This is a genomic window from Pedobacter panaciterrae (assembly GCF_013204795.1).
Taxonomy (GTDB): Bacteria; Bacteroidota; Bacteroidia; order Sphingobacteriales; family Sphingobacteriaceae; genus Pedobacter; species Pedobacter panaciterrae.
This window is the reverse complement of the sequence record NZ_JABMKW010000016.1, coordinates 734,361-755,082: the sequence shown is the minus strand read 5'-3', so window position 1 is coordinate 755,082 and position 20,722 is coordinate 734,361. Positions and strand designations below refer to the sequence as shown.

At 37.9% G+C, this 20,722-nt stretch carries 19 protein-coding genes; 9 read left to right on the top strand and 10 right to left on the bottom strand.

Features of this window, described 5'->3' with window-relative positions:
- Window positions 1-23 precede the first annotated feature (23 nt).
- The gene (locus HQN86_RS11105; RefSeq protein WP_172661035.1) at window positions 24-1,361 is read left to right on the top strand and encodes a glycosyl hydrolase family 18 protein; all 1,338 of its coding nucleotides are present in this window, start codon (window positions 24-26) and stop codon (window positions 1,359-1,361) included.
- Window positions 1,358-2,551: a DUF5009 domain-containing protein gene (locus HQN86_RS11100; RefSeq protein ID WP_172661034.1), complete on the top strand. Its 1,194-nt coding sequence runs from the start codon at window positions 1,358-1,360 to the stop codon at window positions 2,549-2,551. Before HQN86_RS11105 ends, HQN86_RS11100 begins: the two co-directional genes overlap by 4 nt.
- On the opposite strand, the gene HQN86_RS11095 is transcribed toward HQN86_RS11100, so the two are convergent.
- The 4 genes from HQN86_RS11095 to HQN86_RS11080 all read right to left on the bottom strand — a co-directional run bounded on the left by HQN86_RS11095 (window position 2,548) and on the right by HQN86_RS11080 (window position 5,912).
- Window positions 2,548-3,144: an RNA polymerase sigma factor gene (locus HQN86_RS11095; RefSeq protein ID WP_172661033.1), complete on the bottom strand. Its 597-nt coding sequence runs from the start codon at window positions 3,142-3,144 to the stop codon at window positions 2,548-2,550. The genes HQN86_RS11100 and HQN86_RS11095 overlap by 4 nt on opposite strands.
- 388 nt (window positions 3,145-3,532) lie before the next feature.
- Window positions 3,533-4,462, bottom strand: a complete 930-nt coding sequence (locus HQN86_RS11090) for a bestrophin family protein (protein WP_172661032.1) — start codon at window positions 4,460-4,462, stop codon at window positions 3,533-3,535.
- 36 nt (window positions 4,463-4,498) lie between these two features.
- Window positions 4,499-4,993 (bottom strand): hypothetical protein, encoded by a 495-nt coding sequence (locus HQN86_RS11085; protein WP_172661031.1) that lies wholly within the window; start codon window positions 4,991-4,993, stop codon window positions 4,499-4,501.
- A gap of 238 nt (window positions 4,994-5,231) precedes the next feature.
- Window positions 5,232-5,912: a response regulator transcription factor gene (locus tag HQN86_RS11080; RefSeq protein ID WP_172661030.1), complete on the bottom strand. Its 681-nt coding sequence runs from the start codon at window positions 5,910-5,912 to the stop codon at window positions 5,232-5,234.
- A 157-nt stretch (window positions 5,913-6,069) separates the two neighbouring features.
- Between HQN86_RS11080 and HQN86_RS11075 the strand changes: the two genes are divergently transcribed.
- Both HQN86_RS11075 and HQN86_RS11070 read left to right on the top strand, forming a co-directional pair.
- Window positions 6,070-7,389 (top strand): DUF3887 domain-containing protein, encoded by a 1,320-nt coding sequence (locus tag HQN86_RS11075; RefSeq protein WP_172661029.1) that lies wholly within the window; start codon window positions 6,070-6,072, stop codon window positions 7,387-7,389.
- Window positions 7,390-7,489: 100 nt separating this feature from the next.
- On the top strand, window positions 7,490-7,849 hold the full coding sequence (locus tag HQN86_RS11070) for a response regulator transcription factor (RefSeq protein WP_172661028.1): 360 nt from the start codon (window positions 7,490-7,492) through the stop codon (window positions 7,847-7,849).
- A gap of 98 nt (window positions 7,850-7,947) precedes the next feature.
- Here the strand turns inward: HQN86_RS11070 and HQN86_RS11065 are convergent, their stop codons facing one another.
- Complete coding sequence (locus HQN86_RS11065; protein WP_172661027.1) at window positions 7,948-8,448, bottom strand: DinB family protein; 501 nt, start codon at window positions 8,446-8,448, stop codon at window positions 7,948-7,950.
- 106 nt (window positions 8,449-8,554) lie between these two features.
- Window positions 8,555-8,863 carry a hypothetical protein gene (locus HQN86_RS11060; RefSeq protein WP_172661026.1) on the bottom strand — a complete coding sequence of 103 codons (309 nt, stop codon included), beginning with the start codon at window positions 8,861-8,863 and terminating at the stop codon, window positions 8,555-8,557.
- 134 nt (window positions 8,864-8,997) lie between these two features.
- Between HQN86_RS11060 and HQN86_RS11055 the strand changes: the two genes are divergently transcribed.
- From HQN86_RS11055 to HQN86_RS11045, 3 genes are all read left to right on the top strand, one after another.
- Window positions 8,998-9,588 (top strand): hypothetical protein, encoded by a 591-nt coding sequence (locus HQN86_RS11055; protein WP_172661025.1) that lies wholly within the window; start codon window positions 8,998-9,000, stop codon window positions 9,586-9,588.
- A gap of 95 nt (window positions 9,589-9,683) precedes the next feature.
- A complete protein-coding gene (locus HQN86_RS11050; protein WP_048903851.1) occupies window positions 9,684-10,181 on the top strand; it encodes a cupin domain-containing protein in 498 nt (165 codons plus the stop codon).
- Window positions 10,182-10,247: 66 nt separating this feature from the next.
- Window positions 10,248-10,979 (top strand): acyl-CoA desaturase, encoded by a 732-nt coding sequence (locus HQN86_RS11045; protein WP_048903852.1) that lies wholly within the window; start codon window positions 10,248-10,250, stop codon window positions 10,977-10,979.
- Between the two features lie 282 nt (window positions 10,980-11,261).
- On the opposite strand, the gene HQN86_RS11040 is transcribed toward HQN86_RS11045, so the two are convergent.
- The 3 genes from HQN86_RS11040 to HQN86_RS11030 all read right to left on the bottom strand — a co-directional run bounded on the left by HQN86_RS11040 (window position 11,262) and on the right by HQN86_RS11030 (window position 15,413).
- Window positions 11,262-12,572: a DEAD/DEAH box helicase gene (locus HQN86_RS11040; RefSeq protein WP_172661024.1), complete on the bottom strand. Its 1,311-nt coding sequence runs from the start codon at window positions 12,570-12,572 to the stop codon at window positions 11,262-11,264.
- A gap of 107 nt (window positions 12,573-12,679) precedes the next feature.
- Window positions 12,680-14,029, bottom strand: a complete 1,350-nt coding sequence (locus HQN86_RS11035; protein WP_172661023.1) for an MFS transporter — start codon at window positions 14,027-14,029, stop codon at window positions 12,680-12,682.
- Between the two features lie 40 nt (window positions 14,030-14,069).
- Window positions 14,070-15,413, bottom strand: a complete 1,344-nt coding sequence (locus tag HQN86_RS11030; RefSeq protein ID WP_172661022.1) for an APC family permease — start codon at window positions 15,411-15,413, stop codon at window positions 14,070-14,072.
- Between the two features lie 130 nt (window positions 15,414-15,543).
- On the opposite strand from HQN86_RS11030, the gene HQN86_RS11025 reads away from it, so the two are divergent.
- Both HQN86_RS11025 and HQN86_RS11020 read left to right on the top strand, forming a co-directional pair.
- Window positions 15,544-17,445: a DNA topoisomerase IV subunit B gene (locus HQN86_RS11025; RefSeq protein ID WP_172661021.1), complete on the top strand. Its 1,902-nt coding sequence runs from the start codon at window positions 15,544-15,546 to the stop codon at window positions 17,443-17,445.
- A gap of 122 nt (window positions 17,446-17,567) precedes the next feature.
- A complete protein-coding gene (locus tag HQN86_RS11020; RefSeq protein WP_172661020.1) occupies window positions 17,568-19,688 on the top strand; it encodes an ATP-binding protein in 2,121 nt (706 codons plus the stop codon).
- Here the strand turns inward: HQN86_RS11020 and HQN86_RS11015 are convergent.
- Window positions 19,685-20,722, bottom strand: coding sequence for a YihY/virulence factor BrkB family protein (locus HQN86_RS11015; protein WP_172661019.1), 1,038 nt, complete (start codon window positions 20,720-20,722; stop codon window positions 19,685-19,687). The genes HQN86_RS11020 and HQN86_RS11015 overlap by 4 nt on opposite strands.

Below are 20,722 nucleotides of genomic sequence, written 5' to 3'. Positions count from 1 at the left end.
TTTAAAATAATAAAGATATTCAGATGAAAAAAATAGTATACCTTATATTTCCCCTGCTGATATTTATGCTCGGGTGTAAAAAAGACAATAATGAGGTTGGCGGAGATTTTCATCCCCGGATCTTCGACCAGGGATTGGTATTTCAGTCGCCATCCAGAATTATACAGGAAGGGCAATCGGCCGTCTATAACCGCCTGCTATTTTCCCCGGCTCCCGGAGCTAAAACAAAATTAAGCTGGAAGGTAGATGGTAAAGAGGTTTCAACAGATACTGCCTTTACATTTACCCCCACGGCAGGAGGTGAATTTGAAATTAAACTGGAAGCCACATTTAATGGACAGACCGCCACGCGCCTATCTAAGGTTCTGGTTAGCCCATCCACTTATACACCAAAAGTTAGCCCATTTGTAAATATGCCTTATCTTTCTGAAAACGGGGTTTCGGCCAATGTTACCTGGGCCAATGTTTCCCATGTGGCTTTTAGCGGGGCAAGGGTGCTTCCCGATGGAGAGGTTGATTTTTCGAAGGGAAACCAGAATCAAAACATAGATGAACTTGTTGCCCGGGGCCATATGAATGGCGTTCCGGTGCTGCTGGGTGTTACTGGCCGACTGTCGGGAGTAGATGGATGGTCGTTATACAACAGTACAGATTTTGGTTTGGTGATCAGCGATGCAGCAAAAAGAGCTCATCTGGTACAAGCCCTTACTCAATATGTTGTAAACAGAAAGCTGGACGGAATAGATGTCATGATGACAGACCTAAGTAACGACGTTTACGATATCTCTGCTAAAAGTGCTCAATCCGTTGGCCCTTTCGTATCAGAGTTAAAGGCGGCATTACCAGTTGGAAGCATTGTTACCGCCACGGTAACCACAAACTATATGCATTGGGAATATACTGATCTTTCTAAAGCCGATTGGATAAATGTTCACGCATTTGAGGATGGTGCACACGTAGGCCCGGGAGCTCCTTTAGGACAGCAGTCATCACTTAGTTTTATGAATGATGGCGCAACCATCTGGCGAAATAAAGGTTTCCCTGCTAACAAAATTGTGCTAGGAATACCAGCTTTTGGTGTAAGGTATCTTGAATTAGATGGAGACGGTAATAACCTGAGCTGGGGATCTTATGATTATATGCAGTTTAAAGACATATTAGTAAAAGACCCAACGGCTGCTCAAAAAGAATTTACAGCTGTTGAAGCTAAAGGTGTATATTTCAATGGAATTCCGCTGGTAACTCAAAAAGCCAATTACATAAAAGAAAAAGGCTTTAAAGGAGCGTATCTTTGGGCAGGCGACTATGATGCAGTGGGCGAAAATTCCTTAATGAATACATTAAGCAAGATACTCAAATGACAGCTAAGCCAGGGGTAACATTATCCAGACTGATTTCTATCGATGCCTTCAGGGCAATAGTGATGATATTGATGATTTTTGTAAACGATCTGTGGACCTTAATTGACATTCCGGGTTGGCTTGAACATGTTTCGGCCGATGCCGATGGTATGGGGCTTGCCGATGTTGTATTTCCCGCTTTTTTATTTATCGTAGGCTTATCTGTGCCCTATGCAATAGAGAGCAGAAGCAAAAAGGGCGATACAAACACCACAGTATTTTTTCATATTGTAGCAAGAACGATAGCACTGTTGGTAATGGGCTTGTTCCTTGTCAATTCAGAAAGCTATGCAGATAATGCAATTTTGCCTAAGGATGTCTGGATGATTTTATTGGTAGCCGCCTTTTTTCTGATATGGATGGCCTATAAAAACCCTGAGTCATTAACCGTAAAACTGTTAAGGGCTGGGGGAGTTTTACTATTGGCTATATTGGCCGCCCTCTATAAAACAGAAACCCGCAATGGAATAACAGCTATGGGTATTCATTGGTGGGGTATACTTGGGTTAATTGGCTGGGCTTACTTCATTGCTTCCTGTGTTTATCTTTTCTCGGCCGGAAAACCCGTGATTCAGGTGCTTGCCCTTGTTTTTTTTATGCTTTTTAGCAGTGCCTCATTTCTCGACTGGCTGGGGCCAATAGAAAGCATAAAAAAGTACGTTTGGATCGCAGGGGATGGGTCAATGCCTGCATTTAGTATGGCAGGCATCATTACTTCCATTGCGTATCGAAACCTTAGTTCAGCAAATAAGAAATTCTGGATATTGATGGTTCTGTTTGCTGTTGTACTTATTGGATTTGGCTTGCTTACACGCCCTGTTTGGGGAATCTCTAAGATCAGGGCAACACCATCGTGGACGGCCATCTGCTCGGGTATAGGAATTCTTGGGTTTTTAGTAATGGTGTACATCAGTGATATCCGAAAAGTGGCGAGCTGGTATAACTACATTAAACCGGCCGGTACCAGCACACTTACCTGTTATTTGATACCCTATATCCATTATGCATTAATTGGACTACTCGGACTTTCGCAGTTACCGGAGGTCATGCGCACAGGGGTGCCAGGCTTATTTAAATCATTGATTTATGCCTTGCTAATTGTATCAGTTACAGGTTTGCTGGAAAAAAGAAATATCAGGTTAAAAATTTAGAGATCGCCCAGGATCATAAGAATAAGAATGGAAAGAAGAGAATCACGCAAAACGTTGACTGCATTATGAAGGGTATTGTAAACCGTTCTTTCTGTAAGCTCCGTTTTGTGTGAAATTTCTTTGAACGATAAACAGTCAAAATAACGTAGCTGTACAATTTCTTTTTGCCTTGGCGTAAGCTTATTCAGCGCATGCTCCAAGCGTTTTTTTAGCTGCTCATCTTCCTGGCTCGCAATCAGTATTGCTTCGTAAGAATGAACTGAAACATATTGTTCATTAAGGTCCTCCAGGTGTACAACTTTACCAGGATCCTTGCGGATTTCCTTTTGATAGGTTTTATACATAATCCTTTTATAGACGGTAAAAACATATTGCTGAATGTTTTGTACATGGCTTAGTTTATCCCTTATTTGCCAAAGCTCTATAAACAAGTTTTGGATGCTCTCTTTAACCAATTCCGGATTTCGGTACAGCGACATCCCAAAACGATAGAGGTCGTCATAGAATAAATTGAAGCAGGTGTAAAGACCCTGCTTCTCACCCTCGACCAGGAGCTTCCAGTTTTTTGTAATTCCCTGATGATTATATTCCATGTACCTACCTTTTCGAAGAAAGACGTTGTAAGAAAACGAAAATAAGAAAAAATATCAGGATATGTTTGCCTCAAATGATGTTAAAGTAAGGTCTATTATTATACAATAACTCCAGCTTTTTGTAATAAAAAATAAGTTTATGATACAATTTTCTTTTGCTATCCTTTTGCTATTGTTTTGCTTCTCTTTTGCTATTCTTTTGGTGAGACAATAAAATAGCAAAATTTATGCAGCATAAATACAACGTATCTGCAAAATTTGATTGATGCCTGCTACTAACCTCGGTTGGAATTGGAAATGCAAAGGAAAACAGCGATGATCAACAAAGATTGAGTGCATGCTGTTTTCCTTTCTTCACTAGAGAAAAACGAAATGGGTTCCTATGATTTTATAGAATATAAAACAATTGTGATTTTATCAGCAAATCAGTATTGTGCTTTTCCTCTTGCCTGTAGTTTTCTTTAAGCATTTGTTTCACATCACGTTCAATGTTATTGGAAATTGTAGTAGTTGGCGTATCCGTAGGTTTGTTCTCGAAAGGATCCTGAAGATGAATGGCCATTTTTTCTATCAGAAAAAAAGAGCAGGATATCGCAATCACCAATGGTACTTCTACAATGCCAAAGAATTCTATCAGGCCAAATGGCAGCAACATGATAAAAAGGACTAAAGCGAAATGAATATATACACTGTAAGTTGCCGGAAAAATGGTGTTTTTAATTCTCTCACAGCCTCCCATATGGTTGGAAAAACGCGTTAATGTTTTATCTATTTCCACCTGTTGGTAGGTATTGATCCATTCCAGTTTGTGTGCATTTCGGAGATCAAACCCCTGCAGTTCCAGCAATGCCAATGGGATATTATTACAACTTTTAATATGATTGTAATCTTCCTCGGAAAGTAATTTTTCGAGTCCTGGCATAATATCCTGACGCCTTAAATGTCTGCCAAGTGCATAGCACCATGCTACTTGCCTTTTTGCCATTTTTTCGCAAAATGCTTTTCCGTCGGCCGAGCTGTAAGGAGTATCTACAAAAGTGAGCAGCTGCCGGGTTAAACTTCTGGTATCATTTACAATTGCCCCCCAAATGGTTCTTGCTTCCCACCAGCGGTCGTAAGCCTGGTTAGATTTAAAGGCAAGCAACAGAGAGATTACCGTTCCCAGTATAGTGGGAACGGCAATAGGAATGGAAATCCTTGTGAAATGAAAGTTATTATATACAATTGCTATTAAAATAGCGTAGGCACTTACAAGAATGATCTCTTTACGAATCTTACCGGCTATATAGCTAATAGGAATATTTTCTTTTAATAGCATAGGATTAATTTTTAGGTGAAGTAATAGCCGTTAAGTTTAGGCTAACAATGTTTCCAATGTTTCGGCTTCCAGTATGATCTTTCTTTTTGGAAGCTCGGCAACAGGCGTGTTGGTATTAATATGGATTACAGGAGTGCCCGAGCGCTGAACTAACAAAGCAGGGTCAATGCTGTTACTGTTCAGTTTACCGGTGGAGCAAAAAGAGGGGTCAAGAATTTGATTAACTCCGGCGTTTTCAAGGTAATCGCGAAACATGCCTACTGTACTTCCATAAAAAAACTCTATTTTAATTGCTTTAATTAAGGAGTAAGTCTGTTTCATGAGTTCGCACTGATCATAAAATTCCTGACTTACATATTTGTATTCCCTGTTCCTTCGGGAAAGCATTAAAAGATCACCCATTCTGTCGGAAAGTTTGAACATATGGATAAAAATAAAGTTCAATTCCTGTTCAGGTAATTGTTTGCATAACGTTGGGATGCAGTTTACCGATGCAGGGTTAAAATCGGTGGGGATAAGTATTGTTTGCATAACTAAATAATTAATGGTTAATGTTATACTGCAATACTAGGCCCCAATGATTAAAAGGGGATAAGAGGTAAATTAGAATTTGATTAGAAAATCATATTTAATTATATGTGTAAGTTGTTGTTTTATAGGGTGTTTTTGTGGGCTGTTTGATGGGTTTTTTATACTTATTAGAATTTGATTAGAAATTTGGGTATAAATTTTCTTTGGCACCGCAAACAGGGACTAGAATTTAACCTCATTAAGCTTCTTCTTTCAATATATAACCCATTCCAAAAACGGTATGGATAAGCTTTTGCCCGGTGCCGTTATCTATCTTCTTTCTGAGGTAGTTTACATAAACATCCACCACGTTGGTGCCCATATTAAAGTCGATATCCCACACATTTTCGAGAATCTGTATCCGCGAAAGTATTTTATTTGCATTCTTTACAAAATATTCGAGCAAGCGATATTCCGTTGCAGTGAGACTTATAGGTTTATCGTTTCTTTTGGCGGTTTTGGAATTAAAATCCAATTCAAGGTCGGCAATATGGATGCTGTTTCCAGCCTCGCCTGGTGTACTTCTCCTTCTTACCAGCGATCTTATACGGGCCTCCAGCTCAGCAAATTTGAATGGTTTAACAACGTAATCATCAGCTCCGCTGTCTAATCCGGTTACTATATTTTCGGTACTGCCCAATGCTGTTAGCATCAGGATGCTCACGTTTTTATTGACTTTACGCACTTCCCTGCAAATTTGTATCCCATTAACGCCGGGGAGCATGATGTCGAGAATAATCAGATCAAATTGGTGCTTTACTGCCATTTCTAATCCTGTAGTTCCGTCGGCCGCAACACTTACCTCCATATTGGCTTCCGTTAATCCTCTAACCATTACAGAAATTAGACCGGGTTCATCTTCAATCAATAGTATCTTCATATACTTTGTTTTCTCAAATGGGGAAAATATAATATTCCTGTCAATAAACAGATTTTAGGAGCAAAAAGTTACATTAAAAGTATTTTTTACTAAATAATGCTAGCTTTGGTTTGAAGTCTCCAAACGAAAGACCTGAAAATCAATTATTATTATTTAAATGAAGAAAGTAATTCTATTAATCTTTGCGTTGTTTGTTACAACAACTGCGTTCTCACAGGGTGTGTTAAATTTATTAGGTCGTTCACAGGATTTCTTTAAGCTTTTGGAAGACCAAAAGTATACAGACGCATACGGATATCTTGATAGTACTTTTCAGGCGAAAGTTCCTGAAGAGGATCTAAAAAAACTGTGGACGCAAATTTCAGAGAAACTTGGTAAAATTGAAACATTAGATGTGATCAGCAGTAAAACCCAGGGAGAGTTTTTTGTGGTTACGATGGAAGGGAAATTTACTAATGATGATCAAAATTTTCTTTTGGCCTTCAATAAAGCTGAAAAGATAGTTGGTTTTTTTCTTCAACCAAAGTCTACAGCAGCTACTTACGTACTCCCGGCCTATGCAGATACGACCTTATATAAGGAAACTGAAATAAATGTTAAAACACCCGGACATACTTTGGTTGGCATGTTAACTGTGCCGAAAAAGCTTTCCAGTTACCCGGTTGTGGTTCTGGTTCATGGATCCGGGCCAGCCGATATGGATGAAACTGTTGGCCCTAATAAACCTTTAAAGGATATTGCGCTTGGTTTGGCATCAAAAGGAATAGCTTCTATTCGTTATGTAAAAAGAACAATGATTTATGCCGGTGAGTTTGGAAAGGCTTTTACCGTTAAAGAGGAAGTGATGGACGATGCGCTTGCCGCAATTGCACTTGCCAAGACTTTACCTGCAGTAAACAAGAAACAGATCTATTTGCTTGGACATAGCCTTGGAGGTATGATTGCACCAAGAATAGCTACTTTGGCGCCCGATTTAAATGGGATTATAATGCTTGCTGCGCCCGCAAGGAAGTTTACAGATCTTTTGGTTGAACAAAACAGATATATGTTTGGCCTTTCAAAAGATACCTCGGCAGCAGGCAAGAAAACACTTGATACGGTAATTAAGGAGTTGGAGGTAACCAGAATAACTAAGCTTGGAACTATGAAGGCTGATTCTGTTTTGTTGGGTTTGCCAGCTTCTTACTGGGTTGATATAAATGTAAACGACCAGGTTGCTGCGGCAAAGAAATTAGCAAAACAGCGTATTTTTGTTGGACAGGGTGGAAACGATTTTCAGGTTTCAACTACTGATTACAATTTATGGAACACTGCTATAGGTAAGAAAAAAGGCGCTATGGTAAAATTGTATCCTGAACTTAATCACCTTTTGAGTCCTCAAAAGGAAAAAGGCTCAATGGAGCAGTACAGAACTCCTGTAAGTGTTTCTGATGTACTGATAACAGATATCGCTACCTGGATAAAGGCCAAACCGTAAGTTATTTTTTACTAATAAGTAACATTTATATGCAGTTTTGTCATATATGGCAATATTGTTGCTAGCATTAGCGGAAAACCATATTAATATAAGATCCGTTATGATAAAAAGAATACACATACTTGAAGATGATGAAGATATAAGGTACATAATTGGCGTTCTCCTTAAAGATGAGGGGTATGAATTACAGCTTTCTTCTACATTTACTGAGCTTAAAAGTAAATTAAAAGACAGTGTGCCAGATCTTTTCATTTTAGATGTAATGATACCTGATGGCGATGGTACCGACATTTGTGGTGATTTGAAAAGTGATCCCTTTACTAAACACATTCCAATTATAGTGATGTCTGCAAATGATCAGAATAAACAAAAAAGTTTAGATGCAGGGGCTAATGATTACATCAGTAAGCCATTTGATATTGATTACATTGTAAAACGAATTAATTCGCAATTGGCGTAATAATAATACAAGTACAGACATAAATAAAAAAGATGATCAAAGTTGATCATCTTTTTTATTTATGTCATTTTGCTTTAGGATACCCGCCCTCTTCTTTTTTATACCAGCTGCTGTATGTTTTTGATTTGATGTGTATGCCTTTGCATGTGATAGATAAGAAAGTTGATCCACTCTAATCTTGTGAATTTTCCAAATCCCGGAATCTCAAAATCTGTATAGATAAAAGATAAGTTCTGTTTATTAATTGCATCAGTCATCTGTTTTGTTAAGGACTTTAGATTATCGACCAATATCTCCTTTTTATGAGGTGGCTGAGCGGGCAGCACAAACTCTGGTGAATTCATTTTAGTCGTAAAGTCTAAAAATATACCTTTAATGAGCTCTACCTTTTTATCCGGTGCCCTCTCGGTTGGTACTGCTTTATCATTAACTATTTTTATTACCCCATCAAAGGATTGTGAGATGTGATCTGTAACCTGCCCTGCAGTCCAGCTACCTTCAAAAGGGATTTTATTTATTTGCTCTTCTGACAGCGAGGAAACGACATTTAATAATTCGTTTGTTGTTTCTGTTACTTTGTTTAAGGTTTCTGTTTTCATGGGTTTTGATTTTATAACTTAAAGTTACATCCATTTAGCTTTTGATAACAGGTGCAGATACGGCAATATACAGGGTGGATTGCGACCGGTTGATAAGGCGATGTGACTAGTTAAATATATCAAAAGATGACGACACAAGTTCCAAAAATTCGATGTGCGGCTCAATTTCCAATCTTTGATCTCTTTCCTTTTGAAATGATTTAAAAGATTCCAGGTTAAACAGGTTTTGTTGGGCAGCTTCGTTTTTATGTATCGAAATATGCGTAAATGTTTTGCCATCTTCGGCAAGATATGATGAATAGCGAATGCCTGAATCTTTAATGTTTCTTAAATCGGTTATAAATTCGTTTACGTTTTCCTGATTCTTTTTGGCAAATTCTGCCTTTACAGTATAAGTTACTTTGACAATTTTCATGATGTTCTGTTAATTAAATTAAAAGTTGTTTTATGTATAGACGATTGACAAAATTGAAATAGGACATAATCTTTTATTTTGTAATATGCCGAGAAGTAATTAACTTCAACGAATAGCATCTAAAAGTTAGCATTTTGGAAGATAGCATTAAAGGACTTGTACCACATGTATTGAGTTTTATTATAAATGAGCTTTGCAAGAATGGCTTTATGATTGCTTATGAAAAGGACCTATCGGATTTAAAAGGCCTGATTGAGCCCGATTCTATTTCACCTGATGATTTTGAACTGCTGGAGGCTGTTGATGATGATGTTGTACGCGTTTTGCTTGGGTCTATTGATAAGGTAATAAAATGTTCTAAAACCTATTTTCTGATAAATAATCTTGACGAAATGGAGGTAATGGAAAATGAAGAGTATAATCTGCTGGCTTCCGATAATTACTATACTTATATTATTGATTGGGAAAGTAAAAGTTACAAAGACCTGCTCTACAATTTAAACGCAGTTTATTTTTCTATTTCGCAACTGCTGTATCATACCACTTGCCAAATTAAACTTGATGAAGTTGAAATACCAGAGGATATGTATGATGAGTTTCTGGATAAGTATTCGGATTTGTTAAGAGGTAAGATAAATCCTGATGATAAAAATATTTCGCTGTTATACGATCTTATAATAGACTTAAATACTGATCTGGGTGATATTGATAAGCTCACAGATTAACTATTTTATTGGTTTTTTTGATTTTTTTTGTCTCTGTTAATGAAAGCTTAAGCAGTTTTAAGTAAGTTTGGGATTTAAAATATACCACTTATAAAATGTCAGATCAGAAAAAAGAAATATTCGAAGGCGTAGCACAGCGCTTAAAGATTGAAGGATTTAATGTAGTTAACCGTGATGAGACCCGTCCGTGGGGAGGTTTTTTTGTAATTGATGAAGAACAGGCGCAGCAATTTGCAAACGTTTATTTTGAAGGTTTAAATGTTGATGATCTTAAAATTTCAGGTAAACTAAGTCCTAAAATATTAATCGTTGCTCCAAATACACGTTTGTCGTGGCAATATCACCACCGTCGTGCTGAAATATGGAGAGTAGTTAACGGTACTGTTGGTGTGATCACAAGTGATACCGATGAGCAGGGGGAAGTAAAACAATTAACTCCCGGACAAAGCATAAAATTAAAGCAAGGTGAAAGACACCGTTTAATAGGTTTAGAAGACTGGGGTATTGTTTCAGAAATCTGGCAACACACAGACCCAGCTAATCCATCTGATGAGAGCGATATTGTAAGGGTTCAGGACGACTTCGGAAGATAATGCATCTTCCTGTCATTTAATGACATCATTGTATCTAAACACCTATAATACTCGTTAATATCTTATATGATAATTTTATTATTTTTTCTGGCACATTGGTTTTTGTCTCTTTTTTCTCAAACCTTCTTTTTACACCGTTATGCATCGCATAAGATGTTTAAAATGAATGGTTTTTGGGAGAAGTTTTTTTACGCAATTACCTTTTTGTCTCAAGGGTCGTCTTTCTTAAATCCAAGAGCGTATGCGATTTTACATCGTATGCACCATGCTTTTAGTGATACAGAAAAAGACCCGCACTCTCCACATTTTGTAAAAGATGTTTGGGGCATGATGATTCAGACAAAAAACATTTATCTGAATTATTCAAAATATAACCATGAGCCTGAAGAGCAGTTTCGTGATAACTATCCTGCATGGCCACTTATTGATAAGATAGGAGATTCCTGGATAACACGTCTTGTGTTCATTAGCTTTTACATTTGGTTTTATGTAACTTTTGCTACCGCATGGTGGATGTTTTTATTGTTGCCAATACACTTTTTAATGGGACCTCTTCATGGTGCGATTGTAAATTGGTGTGGACATAAATACGGTTATTCCAATCATGATAATGATGATCACAGCAAAAACTCTTTGCCTCTTGATTTTCTGATGTTGGGTGAGCTGTTCCAGAACAACCACCACAAAAAACCTAATAGCCCTAATTTTGCCTCAAAATGGTTTGAGTTTGATCCAACTTATCCACTCATGAAAGTGATGCACTGGATGAGGATTATTAAGTTGAGAAAGTCAAATTAAGAGTAGTAAAAGCACGAAAGGCAGTGGACTTTTACAAACACTTGTGAACGGTTACACTAAATGGTAGTGATTAATGATATCAGAATAGCCTTTAGAGTTAGTAATACTAGATATAGTTATTAACAATGTAAAAGATAAACCTCATAAAAAAGGGCAGGATCTTCATCGAAAGAAGATCCTGCCCTTTTTTATTTTTTTCCTACAAATTCAATGTCTGGAAGAGGGCCTAGCGTTCTTTTGCGCTTCTTCAGCGCAAATTAATGCAATCCGAAAACAGATCATTTAATTTGACTTCTTTTTGTTGTTGCCGCTCCAGCGTCTGCTTCCACTGCTTGGGGTTCTTTTTGCACCGCTTAAGTTAGGCTGACGTTCTGTTCTTTCGGGGCGTTGTCCTCTTGATGGCTTAGCTTTGCCTTTTGATTTTGCAGCAGCAGCACCTGACATCAGGCTTTGCCAGCTCATCGCAAAAGGGTGATCTTCGGTAACAGGTATTTTTAAGCCGATCAATTTCTCGATATCGTCTAAAAATTCTTTCTCTTCCGAATCACAAAATGATAGCGCAGTACCACTTAAGCCTGCACGACCAGTACGGCCAATTCTGTGTACATAAGTCTCAGGTATATTTGGCAGCTCGTAGTTGATTACATGAGTTAATTCATCAACATCAATACCCCGTGCGGCAATATCAGTAGCAACCAATATACGTGTGGTTTTAGCTTTGAAATTTGTTAATGCACGTTGTCTGGCATTTTGTGATTTATTACCATGGATGGCTTCGGCTTTAACACCAACTTTGATCAGGTCTTTTACGATGCGATCGGCACCATGTTTTGTACGAGAAAATACCAATGCAGTTTGAATGGTTTTGTCTTTTAAAATATGGTGCAATAAATCTTTCTTGTCGTTTTTTTCTACATAAAAGATCTCTTGTTGAATCTTTTCTGCTGTAGATGAAATAGGGGTAACCTCAACCTTAATTGGATTTGTAAGGATCGTATTGGCTAAAGTCTGGATTTCCTTTGGCATGGTAGCCGAGAAAAACAGAGTCTGTCTTTTAACAGGTAATTTAGCAATAACCTTCTTTACATCATGGATGAAACCCATGTCAAGCATTCTGTCGGCTTCATCAAGAACAAAGATCTCGATATCACGCAGGTTGATAAAGCCCTGATTCATCAGGTCTAGTAATCTTCCTGGAGTAGCAACAAGAATGTCGACACCTCTGTGTAGCGCATCTGTTTGTGCTTTTTGTCCAACACCACCAAATATTACCAGTTGTTTTAAAGGCAGGTTTTTTCCATAAGCTTTAAAGCTCTCTTCAATTTGTATGGCAAGCTCACGTGTTGGTGTTAATACCAATGCTTTTATCGCTTTATGTATTTTCGTATTGGTGTGAGGTTTACTAAGCAACTGTAACATTGGGATAGCAAACGCGGCAGTTTTACCTGTACCGGTTTGTGCACACCCTAACAGATCTCTGTTTTGAAGTATGGATGGTATGGATTGTTCTTGTATTGGGGTAGGTTGTGTATAACCTTCTGTTTGCAGCGCTTTTAAAATTGGCTCAATCAGGTTTAATTCTTCGAATAACAATGTATTTGTATTTTAATGTATAATAGAGGCAAAAGAATATCACCTCGCTGCAAAGGTACATATAAACTTCCGGCTTTTATTCATATCCCGGTTTTATAGCTATGTGGCTATACATCAGAAGCTTTGTTTTCTTTGAAACGACTAAAAAACAGGAGGGCCAGGACGCAAAGCACAAAACCAACAACCCCGTTTAAACGCAGCCCATAATCATTTCCAGGGTCTTTACCATATACGGTTAACATAGCGAATATGGCTATTCCCATAGTTTGGCCTAATTTTACAAAGAGATATTTAACGGCAAAAAACATCCCTTCGTGGTTTTCTCCTGTTTCTTTTGTGTCATTTTGAGCAATATCAGCTAAAATAGCATTAGGTAAAATGCCTAAAGACGCCAAAGGGAAAGACGCAAATATTACCAGTATATACATTTGGACGGCAGGAGAAAAGGGCAGGTGCCCTAAGAAATAAATGGTGACAAATATTAAGCTGAGTATCGCAAATGCAACTAGTACCAGGGGCTTTTTGCCAAACCTTTTGGCTCCATAATTAATAAAGGGATAAAAGCAGAGTGATAGAATTACCATGGTACCCATAAATTTACCGCCATCAGAATCCGGCAGACCTAATAATACGGTAACGAAGAAAAGCAGGCCACTTGAAATGATACTAAGGGCAATGTAGTAAGTGAAATCAGAGATCAGGTAATACTTAAAATTGGTGTTTCTGAATGTGTTTTTAAGTGCAGGTATGAGTTCGATATGCGTTGGTTTGGCATCGGTATATTCTTTTTCATCTATAAACATAACCGGTAAGATCATAACCAGCCCAGAGAATATGCTGAGGCAAAAGATGGTGTATTGCAGGGCTTCGGATCTGTCTGTGATTTTAAAAACATCCTGTATCAGATCAGCATAATTATTGCACATGGCTCCAATTATCATCCCTAAAACAAAGCCCACCTGCTGAAAGGTAGATAGTTTGACTTTCTGATCAGCACTGTGTGTTAATTCGGCAAGCAGTGCATTATAAGGAATAATATAGGTGGTAACCGAAATAAAAAAACCAGCAAGTACTATGGTAAGCCACCAGGCATTGGTAATGCTTTCGCCCTTAACCATAGGATAGAAAACCAGCGAGCAACATACCACTGCCGGCACTATTGCATATTTCATAATAGGAATGCGCCTGCCTTTTGGGTTGTCGCTGGCGTCGCTGACGGAGGCAATGAACGGGTCATATATGGCATCAAACAATCTGCCGGATGCAGCAATGAGTGATAAAATATTAAAGGCACCGAATACCAATAATTGGGGAACCAGCGGAGTGAGTCCTGAATTGTTTGGAGGAAGATAAAAATAGGGCAGCATAACTATAATAATGTTGGTCATGATGCTCCAGCCCATCATTCCTGCTGCATAGGCAATTTCTTTTTTAAAGGGTAATTCTTTTATCGGCATTTTATATAGGGTGATGGATTGAGCTTGTTAATTCTGGTTGCTATGTTCGGTTTCTTTGGTAAAATCGGTTTATGAAATAGATGATAATAAAGCATGCAAAGATCAATAAACCATTTATTGCGGCTTGCGGATCGTCGGCATAAATGCTGATAGCTACAAATAAATAGGCGGCAATAAATATTAATGGCATTAAGGGATACAGGCGCATACTGTAAATGGTATTTTTATCAAGATGGGCGGTTCGCTTTCTTAAAAAGAATATGGTAGCCGCGGAAGTAGCCATGCCAATACAATCTAGAAATATGGTGTAGTTCAGGATTTTGTCGAATGTTTGAGCGTAAAACAATGTAATGATAGAGATGATTGTGAATACAGTTAAGCTCACAAACATGACATCCGATTTTTTGCTCTTTTTAGTAAAGATTGCAGGTAATGCTTTCTCTTCGCCCATGGCAAACATAGCGCGTGGATTGCTTAGTAAATTGACATTTACATAGCCTAAAACAGAAAGGTAAATTAAGCAGGATAACACAGTAAAACCTATGGGACCAAAGATTTTTCCCGCAAGTATTGCAGCAATGCTTTCGGCTGTTTTTAGCTGTTCAAACCCTATGACCCTTACATATACGTAATTAATTGCCATGTAAAGTATAAAAATGATAGCTAAGCCGGTAAAGATTGAGCGGGGGATAATTTTACCCGGAGATTTTGTTTCGCCCCCAAAGTTGATGGTTTGCTGATATCCGCCAAAGGTAAAAGAGATGCCGATTAAACAGATGCCCAGGGCCTTGCCATAATCAAACAGGGTTGGGGTAGTTGCACCTGATGTGTTGAAAGTGGAAGGAGAGCTTACTGCTGCCGGCCCCATAAATACAGCGCCAATTAATATAAGCACCATGCCTATTTTTATTAACGAAAGTACGTTTTGCGTTTTAGAGCTAACTTTTAGTCCCAATAAATTGATGAAGTAAAACAGACCAATAGAAATAGCTGCAATAGCTATTCTTGAAAACTCGGTTTGCATTTCAACGGGTAAAATAATCTTACTTAAATACTCAGCTCCAATAATTGAAACACCTGCAACTGAAGCGGCATTTGAAACTACTATGATGCAGTTGATGGCGAAAGCAATGGAAGGATGGTAAAATGCAGAGAATATTTTATAATACCCGCCGGTAACCGGAAAACGAGATCCTATTTCGGCATAAGTTAAAGCTCCACACAGGGCAATTAATCCGCCAACAATCCATGCTAAAAAAAATAACTCTGGTATTTGCGCTCCTGCAGCTACATTAACGGGTGTGCGGAAGATGCCCATCCCTATTACCAGACTTACAACGATCATTGATAAGTCAAGCATGGAGAGCTGTTTTTCAGGTCGCATATTGAGCATGATTTAATTTGTTTGAATATACATGAAAATGTGCATTTGTTGAAACTTTGTAATTGATTCCCCAGCTTATTCGAGTAAATTTACTGCATTATAGTATTTTTGTATTATACTTACTTACATCATGGCTGAACCGAATTATAACGAAGATAGTATACGCTCCCTCGATTGGAAAGAGCACATCAGATTACGTCCCGGTATGTACATTGGTAAACTGGGCGATGGATCTGCACAGGACGATGGGATTTATGTTTTGCTGAAAGAAATTGTGGATAACTCAATTGATGAGTTTGTGATGGGATCTGGCAGAACAATTGAAATTACGGTATCCGAACACAAGGTTAATGTTAGGGATTACGGTAGGGGTATTCCTTTGGGTAAGGTAATAGACTGCGTATCTAAAATAAACACCGGTGGTAAGTATGATAGTAATGCCTTCCAAAAATCTGTAGGGTTAAATGGTGTGGGTACTAAGGCGGTAAATGCGCTCTCTACCAATTTTGTGGTTCAGTCTTATCGTGATGGGAAAACGAAAAAAGTAGAATTCTCTAAAGGTGAAATTGTTTTGGAGAATGATATTATTGAAACTACTCAGCGTAATGGTACAGCAATTACTTTTTATCCGGATGAGACTATTTTTAGAAACTACCACTACATTTCTGATTTTGTAGAGAGTATGATCTGGAACTATGTGTTCCTGAATACAGGCCTTACCGTTAATTTTAATAATCAAAAATACTTCTCGGAAAGAGGGTTGTACGACCTGCTTTCTAAATTTAACAAAGCCGAAGAATTGCGTTACCCCATCATTCACTTAAAAGGTAATGATATTGAAATTGCAATGACTCACGGACAACAATACGGTGAGGATTATCACTCTTTTGTTAACGGTCAGCATACTACGCAAGGCGGTACGCATCAGGCTGCATTCCGTGAGGCAGTGGTAAAAACGATAAGAGAGTTCTATAAAAAAGAATATGATGCTTCTGACATCAGGGCATCCATTATTGCTGCAATTTCTGTTAGGGTGCAGGAACCTGTTTTTGAATCGCAGACTAAAACCAAACTTGGGTCTCAGAATATGGGCCCCGAGGGGCCTTCGGTAAGAACATTCATTAACGACTTTGTTAAAAAGGAACTTGATGATTATCTGCACAAACATTCTGATGTATCTGATGCATTGTTGAAAAGAATCCTGCAGTCTGAAAGAGAGCGTAAAGATATTGCAGGCATCAAGAAGCTGGCTAACGATAGGGCAAAAAAAGCATCTTTACACAACAAGAAACTAAGAGACTGTAAAGTCCACTTTAACAGTAATCACGATAAGAGATACGAGACTACTTTGTTTATTACCGAGGGTGATTCTGCTTCCGGTTCTATCACTAAATCCAGAGATGTAGATTGCCAGGCAGTTTTTAGTCTTAAGGGTAAGCCTCTGAATTGTTATGAGCTTACTAAAAAGGTGGTATATGAAAATGAAGAGTTCAACCTGTTGCAACATGCATTGAATATTGAAGACGGGTTGGAAGGCTTGCATTACAATAATATTGTAATTGCTACTGATGCCGATGTTGACGGTATGCACATCAGGTTGTTAATGATGACCTTTTTTCTTCAGTTTTTTCCTGATCTTGTGCGTGCAGGCCATGTTTACATTTTGCAAACGCCATTGTTTAGGGTTCGTAATAAAAAGGAAACGATTTATTGCTATAGCGACGATGAAAGAAAGCGTGCAATTGAGAAGCTTGGTAACAAACCTGAAATTACCCGATTTAAAGGTTTAGGTGAAATCTCGCCAGATGAATTCGGACTTTTTATAGGTAAGGATATCAGGTTAGATCCAGTAATCTTAAAGGATCAGACCATTAAAAATCTTTTGGAATATTATATGGGTAAAAATACCCCGGACAGGCAACAACACATCATTAGAAACCTTAGGGTAGAGAAAGATACTATAGAGGAATTATTGCCCGAAGAACTCGTTATTGCAGAAGATCCTGAGGAAACAACACTAGATGTTGCTTAAGATTTATTAAAGTATCGGTTATGTGAAAATTTTCGTTTATTATTGTATTTCAATCAGATCCCTTTTGATATAATTGTTTGATAAGTTCTGTAGTTATTAAAACTGCAGTATAATAAGATAATATGTCGTTTAACGCTAAGAGAAGAGATCCATTCCGTTACTTTGTAGTAGCATTTTTGATATTTGCATTGTTTATTTATGCCTTTCTGTTATACCTCAGGAATAATAAAATTAATGGGCTAAAGCACGATATTACGAAGCTAACGATGCTTCAGAAAAGTTATTCGGAAGTAGATACCTGTATTTATACCCTTTATCAGGCAGAGAATAATTCGCGCATGTATGCCGTAACTGCAGATAAATATTATCTTAATCAATTCTCAGACGGTATCCATAAAATCTCTCTTCTTCTAAACGATTTAAATAGCCTAGGCGATAACAATACGGAAAATCAGGATTTAAAAGAACTTGTAAAACAGAAAAAGCTAAAGACAGAGAGCTATTTGAAACTTAGGCAGTTAACAGATAGCCTGTTTGCCGGGTTCTCAAAACTTGGTTTGGAAGAAAGGCGTGCCCAGGCAAAAATTAATCTGGGTTCAATAAAGAAAAAGTTTAAAACAGTAACAACCGTTGATACGATTAAACAAGCAGTTAAACCGCGTAAAAAATTCTTTGGCCGATTAGCGGATGCAATTTCCAATAAAGGGAGTAAAGATAGTGCCGTTACAATTGTTAAAACCAAAAAGAATGAGGGAGTGGTAGATGAGGTTACCACTTTTAATAACAAATTGTTAGAAGAAGTAGAAGCCTATTACCGGAAGCTTTATGCTAACAATAACCAAATCAAGAGCAATGAAAAGGCAATTTTGTTGTTGAATAATAAACTGATCCAAGATATTATTACGGTATTAAAGGAGTTTAAGCAAAATGATATTGAGTATGTGGCTAAACGAAGGGTTACTTTGGGCGAAGAGCTTGAAGTAGAGCTTAAAAAATTAAGCGGAATGGAACTGATAGATGCACTATTGTTGGTTTGTTTAGTCGCAATTATTCTATATAATTTATATAAGCTTTATAAGAATGAAAGTTTATTGATCAGCCTGAATGGTTTGGCAGCTCAAGATTCGCATTCGAAAAGTCGTTTCCTTGCTAATATGAGCCATGAAATACGCACACCATTAAATTCGGTAGTTGGATTTTCTGAGCAGCTAGGCAAGAGTAACCTGAATGATGAACAGAGAGAGCAGGTAGACGCTATACGCAGTTCATCAGAGATGCTGCTCGAACTGGTTAATGAAATTCTAGATTTTTCTAAATATGAAGTAGGCGTAATAAATATCGAATCTGAGCCCTTCTCTCCGGAATCAGAGATTGCGGAAGTTTTTCATAGCATGAATGTTCTTGCAGAAAATAAGGATCTGAAATTAGAGAGTAAAATAGCTATCGATAAAAATATTTATTTAATTGGCGACCGTTTGCGTTTGAAACAGGTTGTTATGAATTTGCTAACCAATGCGATTAAGTTCACAAAAAGAGGGAAAATAACGCTTCGGGTTCAATTGGTAATAGATGGGAAAAAACAGGCGGTATTAAAAGTACAGGTAGAAGATACTGGTATAGGTATGGCCAGGGAAGACCTTGATCTGATATTTCTTGAATTCTCGCAAATCTATTCATCGGCTACAACACAACTTCAGGGAACTGGGCTGGGATTAGCAATTTGTAAAAAGATCGTGGAACTGCAGGGTGGTAAAATAAATGTTAGCAGTGTACTTGGTAAGGGCTCCGTATTTAGTTTTGAAATCCCCTACCTTATTTCAGAATTTGCAGAGGAGCAACATGTTGATAAAGGAACGTCAACTGTTGAGAAGCTGAAAGGAAAGAAGGTGCTGCTGGTAGATGATAATAAAATGAATATTTTGCTGGTTCAAACAATATTAAAGCGGTGGGGTATGGAATATGATTCTGCTTATGATGGTAAACAGGCACTCGAATTATACAAGAAGAATGACTACAATATTGTGTTAACAGATATTCAGATGCCAGTGATGGGTGGGGTAGAGCTTACACATGAAATCAGATATAACGGGGATTTTGCAAAATCCGGAATTCCGATTTTAGGAATAACTGCCCATGTAATGCAGGAAAACAGAGAAGCCTACTTAAAAGCAGGAATGAATGATCTGGTACTAAAGCCGTTTTTAGAACAGGAATTAATGGACCAGATGCTTAAGTATATTTAAGGGATCTTTGTGTCTTCCGGATGCTGTGGCGGCAATACATCCACCTTTTTTTCTACAATAACAATTTTGGTATGCACTGCATATTTACTTGGTGCTATACCTTTATCATATCGTTCTGCATAGGCCTGTGTAAATTCAGCTCCAAAATATAATATGATAGAGGTGTAATAGATCCACAACAGAATTACAATTATAGAACTGGCAGCGCCAAATGCCGATGCAGGGTTGCCCTTTTCAATATAGATTCCAATTATATACTTACCCAAACTAAAAAGCAGTGCCGTAAACAGGGCCCCAACAATTGCTGGTTTCCATTTTAAATCAACATCAGGCAACACCTTAAAAATAATTGCAAAAATGCAGGTTACAACTGCCAGTGTTAAGGCATTGGTAAGGATTAGCATAAATAGCTCTGATACCTTTTCGACACCGACTTTAGACGCAAGCCCCACAAGTTTGTCGCCTATGCCTACTACAATACTATTTATAACAAGGGAGACGAGTAACAAAAATCCAAGCGAAGCAATTAGCGAAAAGGAGAGCAGTCTGTTGGTGATTAATTTTTTCCATCCCTTTTTTGGTACAGCCTTTACTTTCCAGATTAAATTAATACTGTCCTGAATCTCTATGAACATAGCCGTAGCACCAATAATAAGTGTAGTGATACCTATAATTAGCCCTAATGTACTTTTTCCCGAAACGTTTGATTGTTTTACGAATGATTTGAGTTGAGCAGTGGCATCCGGACCTACCAAATCTTGTATTTCAGAGAAGAGTTCCTCTCGCGGATCCATTTTATATTCTTGCACTGTTCCATCTACAGATGTTTCTATTGTATGCTTAATATCTCCACCTAAAAACAAACTTGCTGCAGCAATGATAATAATGATAAGTGGGGTAAGAGAAAATATGGTGTAATAGGCTAGTGCCGCGCTTAGCTTCATCACCCTGTCTTCCATAAACCCTTTTCCAGCGGCTATAAATAAATGTGCTGTTGCTTTAACAAAATGAATAGCTTTTTTTAAGAATGTCAT